Origin of the sequence: Salibacterium aidingense DSM 18341, assembly GCF_000429685.1 — a bacterium.
GTDB lineage: Bacteria > Bacillota > Bacilli > Bacillales > Marinococcaceae > Salibacterium > Salibacterium aidingense.
Genome location: NZ_AUCI01000052.1, coordinates 1 through 6,624, shown reverse-complemented (window position 1 = coordinate 6,624; position 6,624 = coordinate 1). Strand labels below are relative to the sequence as shown.

The 6,624-nt window shown below is 46.0% G+C and carries 5 protein-coding genes; 3 read left to right on the top strand and 2 right to left on the bottom strand.

The window, feature by feature from the left end; genetic code table 11:
- Window positions 1–110: 110 nt before the first annotated feature.
- A complete protein-coding gene (gene cls / locus G475_RS0121975) occupies window positions 111–1,310 on the bottom strand; it encodes a cardiolipin synthase (RefSeq protein ID WP_026703090.1) in 1,200 nt (399 codons plus the stop codon).
- A 193-nt stretch (window positions 1,311–1,503) separates the two neighbouring features.
- Here cls and G475_RS0121970 point away from each other — a divergent pair, with 193 nt between their 5' ends.
- The 3 genes from G475_RS0121970 (at window position 1,504) to G475_RS0121955 (ending at window position 6,096) form a co-directional block, all read left to right on the top strand.
- Window positions 1,504–3,579: a (Fe-S)-binding protein gene (locus G475_RS0121970; RefSeq protein WP_026703089.1), complete on the top strand. Its 2,076-nt coding sequence runs from the start codon at window positions 1,504–1,506 to the stop codon at window positions 3,577–3,579.
- A 228-nt stretch (window positions 3,580–3,807) separates the two neighbouring features.
- Window positions 3,808–4,293, top strand: a complete 486-nt coding sequence (gene rpoE, locus G475_RS0121960) for a DNA-directed RNA polymerase subunit delta (RefSeq protein WP_026703087.1) — start codon at window positions 3,808–3,810, stop codon at window positions 4,291–4,293.
- 201 nt (window positions 4,294–4,494) lie between these two features.
- The gene (locus G475_RS0121955) at window positions 4,495–6,096 is read left to right on the top strand and encodes a CTP synthase (RefSeq protein WP_026703086.1); all 1,602 of its coding nucleotides are present in this window, start codon (window positions 4,495–4,497) and stop codon (window positions 6,094–6,096) included.
- 297 nt (window positions 6,097–6,393) lie between these two features.
- Here the strand turns inward: G475_RS0121955 and G475_RS26045 are convergent.
- The coding region (locus G475_RS26045; RefSeq protein ID WP_035712475.1) for a transposase at window positions 6,394–6,624 on the bottom strand (231 nt) is incomplete at its 5' end.

The window sequence follows — 6,624 nt, the reverse complement described above, 5'->3', positions numbered from 1 at the left end:
TTTTGACGCAGCGATAGAACAATACACAAAAATCCGAACGATTTATGGAAAAAATCGTTCGGATTTTTTGTCCTTGATAATGTTTTGTCCCGGCCTCTTTACTATAGGGGTCATAGCAGTTCTTCGATCATATCCGCTGCTTTTTCTTTTATACGGGTGGGGAGCGGTCGATTCTTCATATCCCGGGGCTGCAGCCTGGTGGATTTCTGTATATCCTTGAGCAGCGTCTTTTTTACTGTATCGATCATGGCCTCATCCATCAGTATCGTATTCATCTCATTATTCAAATGAAAGCTTCGCTTATCGAAGTTGGCACTGCCGACATCACAAAATTCATCATCAATAAGGACCGCCTTGGCGTGAAAAAAGCCTGGTTGGAAGTGATATACCGATGCTTCTGCTTCTACCAGCTCTTCGAGATAGGAATAGGAAGCTTCCTTGACCAGCGGATGGTCCCGTTTTTCGGGTAAGAGAATAGAGATTTCCACGCCCCGGTTTCTCGCATGAAGCAGCTCTCTCTGAATGTTGTCACCGGGAATAAAATAAGGACTGGCTATATAAATATGGTTCTTCGCCTGTTGAATCGCACGCAAAAAGGACTCCTGCACACCGTCTCCATCCGTAGCAAAAAAACGAAAACGTCTCTCTCCTTCTTTTAAAGAGGGATAATAGCGGTTCTCTGGAAACACGTCGTCCGGTTTTTCTCTCTTCCAATCTTCGATAAACTGGGTCTGTAAATCCTGAACTCCGTCTCCGGCAAAACGAAGGTGAAAGTCCCGCCAAAAACCAAGGTTTGGATCCCTGCCCATGTATTCATCTCCTACATTAAATCCGCCTGTATATCCAATGCTCCCGTCAATCACCGTAATTTTCCGATGATTTCTCCGCTGGAGGGAATAAAATAAATAGGGGAAAGAGACGGGGCGGGAATAGACGAATGACACACCGGCGTTTTCCAGCTGTTTTCTTCCTTGTTGATTCATGCCTCCGCTGATGCGGTCCAGCATGACTCGTACCGTAATTCCCTCCCGCGCTTTACGAGCTAAAAGGTCGATAAGCTGACTGCCGATGCTGTCATTGCGGAATATGTAAAAAAGAATATGGATGTGGTCTTCGGCCCGCTTCAACTCTTCAAAAAAATCCCGGAAAAAGAATTCTCCCTCGTCAAACCAGCGGATATCTCCCTTGCGGACAGGGAACAGCACAGCATGCTGTTCTTTGTTATGACGTTTTTTTCCGAAAGTGTAATCTATCCAGAAGCCCAACAATAGAATGAAAAAGATAGCAAGGATGAGTAAGAATAGAACCATAGCGGAGAATCCTCCCATATACGAGATATATTTAGAATGTCCGAAACAACAGTATTCTAGAATGAATTCATCGAAAAAATTTAAAAACATAATGACTGAATGTTCATTCATTTGCTATACTGAAAGCAGTCTGACAACACCAAAAGACATCGCCGCCTGCATTTTCTTCGAAAAAAGAGAAGGGAGAATGATGATGGAAACGTTTATAATGTGGAACTGGATCGCTTTTCTCCTTGTAACAGGCTATGCTGTTTACTTATTCATAAAACTCGTTCAAACCCGCTACGCCTATATTAAACTCGGCAGAAAGGCGGAGTTTGATCAGACAGCCAAAGAACGGTGGGAAGCGGTGAAAACGAATGTTTTCGGGCAAAAAAAACTTCTCAAAGATAAAAAGAGCGGAATCATTCATGTATTATTCTTTTACGGATTCCTGCTCGTCCAGTTCAGTGCCATTGATACAATCTGGAAAGGTCTCGAGGTGGGAGGGCACCTTCCTCTCGGCCCGGTATATCCTTTTTTTACTCTGTTTCAGGAAGTCGTTGTGTTTTTTATTCTAGCAGCGGTGGTGTGGGCCTTTCACCGTCGTTACGTTGAAAAGCTGGTACGTCTGAAGCGCGGCTGGAAAGCAGGGCTGGTCCTGCTGTTCATTGGAGGATTAATGACCTCGAAAATGATTGCAAAAGGCATGGAAATAGTGTGGCTGGATAAAAATCTTTCCTGGTTTGAACCAATGGCGTCAGGAATTGCAGCGGCTGCTGCACCGCTTTCGGCGGGAGGAGCAGGAATTCTTTTTATCATGTTCTGGTGGGCTCATCTCTTGTTTCTGCTCAGTTTTCTTGTGTATGTGCCGCAGTCCAAGCACGCCCACCTTATCGCCGGGCCTGCCAACGTCTGGCTTGGACGTACACATCCGGTCGGACGCCTGCATTCGATTGACTTTGAGGATGAAACAAAAGAAGAGTTTGGCGTCGGCAAAGTGGAGGACTTTAACCAGAAACAGCTGCTCGATCTTTATGCCTGTGTGGAATGCGGACGCTGTACCAATATGTGTCCCGCAGCCGGTACGGGAAAAATGCTGTCGCCAATGGATCTGCTGCTGCGTATGCGCGATCATTTAACCGAAAAAGGAGCGGCAATTACTTCCAGGTCGCCGTGGATGCCCGCTTATGTATTCAGCGGGACCAGCGGCAATCAGCTTGCAGCCCAAGGCACAGGAGCAGCGGAAGCGGCCGCTTCTTTAGATGAGAGTCTCATTGGGGATGTTATCACCGAGGAAGAAATCTGGGCCTGTACGACGTGTCGGAACTGTGAGGACCAATGCCCGGTGATGAATGAGCATGTGGATAAGATCATTGACCTGCGCCGCTACCTAGTGCTCACGGAAGGGAAAATGGATCCAGAGGCGCAGCGGGCGATGACCAATATTGAACGTCAAGGAAATCCGTGGGGGATTAACCGGAAAGAACGAGAGAACTGGCGCGATGTCCGGGAAAACATCAAAGTACCTACCGTAAATGAAATGAAACAGCAGGGGGAAACCTTTGACTATCTATTTTTTGTGGGATCGATGGGATCGTATGATAAACGGAGCCAAAAAATCGCCCAGGCTTTCGCCAGGCTGCTCAACGAAGCAGGTGTGTCTTTTGCCATTCTTGGCAATAAAGAAAAGAATTCCGGTGATATGCCCCGCCGGATTGGAAATGAATTTCTGTTCCAAGAGTTGGCGGCAGCTAATATTAATGAATTTCAAAAGCATAATGTAAAGAAAATAGTGACGATTGACCCCCATGCCTACAATACCTTGAAAAATGAATACCCGGAGTTCGGGCTGGAAGACATCGAAGTCTGCCATCATACTGAACTGCTGGCGGAATTGGTTCGCGCCCGGCACCTTGTTCCGGTCAGAGAAGTAAACGAAACGATCACTTATCACGATTCCTGTTATCTCGGACGCTACAATGAGGTTTATGATCCGCCCCGGGAGATTTTGAAAGCGATTCCCGGTCTGGAAATAGTGGAAATGGATCGCAATCGAGAAAATGGGATGTGCTGCGGTGCCGGCGGCGGAATGATGTGGATGGAGGAAGAAGCCGGCCAGCGGGTCAATACAGCAAGAACAGAGCAGGCTCTGGCTGTGCAGCCCTCTATGATAGGGAGTGCCTGCCCGTATTGTTTAACGATGATGTCTGATGGAACGAAAGCAAAGGAAGTCGAAGAAGAGATTCAGACCCTGGATGTTGCAGAGATACTGGAACGGAGTATATAAGAGCAGAACACCTGCTTACAGGCCCTCTCCTTTTTTGGCAGAGGAATATCGTGTCATTTCCTTTGAAAAACGCTGGCATAAATACTGCAAATATGTTTATAATGAAAAGTATGATTTTGAAGGTTATCTCGTATTAGATCAGCGTTTAGCCATAATCAGGAGGACTTCCGGTATATCCGGGGGTTCCCGATTATTTTGAATACTTTGCGGAAAGGAAGTGTGACATCCTTGAGTATTTCTGAATATAACGATGAAGAAATTGAAGAAATGTCTGCGATAGAACTTGCCCATATTTTAATGAAAGACGAAAACAAACCTTATGAATATTTGACATTGATCAACCGTATTGCTGATTTAAAAGGGTTGACTCCGGAAGAAACGAAAAACCGCAAAACCAAGCTTTTTACAGCCATGAATCTGGACGGCCGGTTTGTCCATTTAGGGGAGAACCACTGGGGGCTCCGCGGCTGGTACCCGCTCGATCAGACGGATGAAGATTTGAGTCATACCGTGCAGACGGAAGACCGCCGGGGTAAACAGGACCAGGATGATGAGTACGATGACGATTTTGATGATGACTTTGAGGACATCGAAGATGAGCTGGATGAATTGTCTCAGGAAGAGAATGCAGAGGATGAAGAAAAATCCAAGCCTATGGACAATTTTGACACAGAGGAAGACACCGAAGTCCCGGACGACGATGATACGTACTGATGTCATTCGCGCTTGACTTTTAAAAAAAGCCTCGGTAAAATCATGTTTGGGCTTAAACAAATATAAAGTAATTTTGATAAATGAAGCAGAAACGAAAGTGCGCCCCCTTCGCCGGGAGTGGTGTCACTTTTGTTTTTTTTATGAAAGAAACACGCTTAATAGGAGCGGTGCAATTATAAAATAGAAGGAGTAGATGAAGGCATGGCAACCAAGTACATCTTCGTAACCGGAGGGGTTGTATCCTCATTGGGAAAAGGGATCACCGCGGCCTCTCTCGGAAGACTGCTGAAAAATCGGGGACTGAGTGTCACGATTCAAAAGTTTGATCCTTATATTAATGTGGATCCGGGGACAATGAGTCCATATCAGCACGGCGAAGTATTTGTGACCGATGATGGAGCAGAAACGGACCTTGATCTCGGGCATTACGAACGTTTTATAGACATTAATCTTAATAAAAACAGCAACGTGACGACCGGGAAGGTTTATTCTTCAGTAATCCGGAAAGAACGCCGCGGTGATTATCTCGGCGGCACCGTCCAAGTGATCCCCCACGTTACCAATGAAATTATCGAACGGGTCTACCGTTCCGGAAGAGAAACAGGGGCAGATGTCGTGATTACAGAAATCGGCGGCACCGTCGGGGATATAGAAAGCCTTCCATTCCTGGAAGCGATCCGTCAGATTAAAAGCGATGTCGGAGTGGAAAATGCCATGTATATTCATTGCACCCTCATCCCCTATCTATCTGCAGCGGGAGAGTTAAAGTCAAAGCCGACACAGCATAGTGTAAAAGAACTTCGCAGCCTGGGCATTCAACCGAATGTTATTGTTGTGCGTACAGAAAGTGCAGTGCCCCAGGAAATGAAAGAAAAGATTGCGCTCTTCTGTGACATTAATAAAGAAGCGGTCATTGAATGTGCCGATGCCGACACGCTTTATCAGATTCCTCTGGACCTGCAGAAACAGAACATGGATCAGATTGTGTGCGACTATTTAAAATTAGACGGCGGCCGCGCAGACATGGAAGAGTGGAAAATGCTGGTAGAAAAGGTGGAGAATCTATCCGGAAGGGTGACCATCGCTCTGGTAGGAAAATATGTGTCGCTGCCTGATGCGTACCTTTCTGTAGCAGAATCGTTGAAGCATGCCGGTTACGCCTTTGACTCGTATGTGGATATCCAATGGATAAATTCTGAAGAGGTGTCCGAAAGCAACGTCGCTGAAAAAGTGAAGGACGCTGACGGTATTTTAGTGCCGGGAGGATTTGGAGACCGCGGCATTGATGGAAAGCTGGCGGCTATTAAATATGCCAGGGAAAACAAGGTGCCATACTTGGGAATATGCCTTGGTATGCAGCTCGCTTCTGTGGAATTTGCCCGTAACGCCGTTGGCCTGAGCGGTGCCGGTTCTGCTGAGCTGCATCCTGATACTACGGATCCCGTCATAGATCTTCTTCCGGAACAAAAGGAAGTTGAAGACATGGGCGGAACCTTGCGTTTAGGCTTGTATCCGTGCAAATTGCAGGAAAATACAATGGCAAAGGCAGCGTACGGGGAGGAAGTCGTATACGAACGGCATCGCCATCGGTATGAATTTAATAATGCCTATCGTGACACACTGGAAGCTCAGGGCTTTATATTCAGCGGGACAAGCCCGGACGGCAGGCTGGTAGAGATTATTGAACTGGAGGATCACCCTTATTTTGTTGCCTCTCAGTTTCATCCTGAATTTGTCTCCCGTCCGACAAGACCCCAGCCATTGTTCCGTGAATTTATAAAAGCATCTCTTGATCAACAATAACTATCATTAATTATAAAGAACCAGCTGAGCTGATCCACGGCCGGCTGGTTCTTTATTTAGGTATGGCTTTTTTCACATACCAAATGATTTTTTGTTAATATTGGAGGTCTCTCTGTTTTATTTTCTATCTTTCCCTGAAGTGAGCGGACATTTATTCCGTTATTGCTTCGAATTTTCACCTTTTGAGGTCACGTCAATAATTTTGTGTAAGATGGCAGGGACCCTTTATGAACACTAGAATTATTTCTTTTATTCCTCCCACCTTCCCCTAGGGGAAGGTGGGAGGAATTTTTCATTTTAGCTCGTGGTTCCATATTTTTCCCAAAACTTTTGTTGAAGCTCTGCCTTCTTCTTCGCAAAGCCGTGAGCCGTTTGTTGTTTGTTCTCATTAAACCGAATGCATTGGAGATAAATCATTTTCTCCACCGCCCGTTCGGTAGGGAAGGTGACACTCTTTTTGCTTCGGCGTTTGATTTCCGACATGAAGCGTTCTATCATGTTTGTACAATAAAGCTGCCGCTGCAGGAT

Bases quoted from the DNA above. Each gene is read 5' to 3' on its own strand.
- G475_RS0121970 (WP_026703089.1), top strand. From the start codon at position 1,504: ATGGAAACGTTTATAATGTGGAACTGGATCGCTTTTCTCCTTGTAACA.
- G475_RS0121955 (WP_026703086.1), top strand. From the start codon at position 4,495: ATGGCAACCAAGTACATCTTCGTAACCGGAGGGGTTGTATCCTCATTG.
- cls (WP_026703090.1), bottom strand. From the start codon at position 1,310: ATGGTTCTATTCTTACTCATCCTTGCTATCTTTTTCATTCTATTGTTG.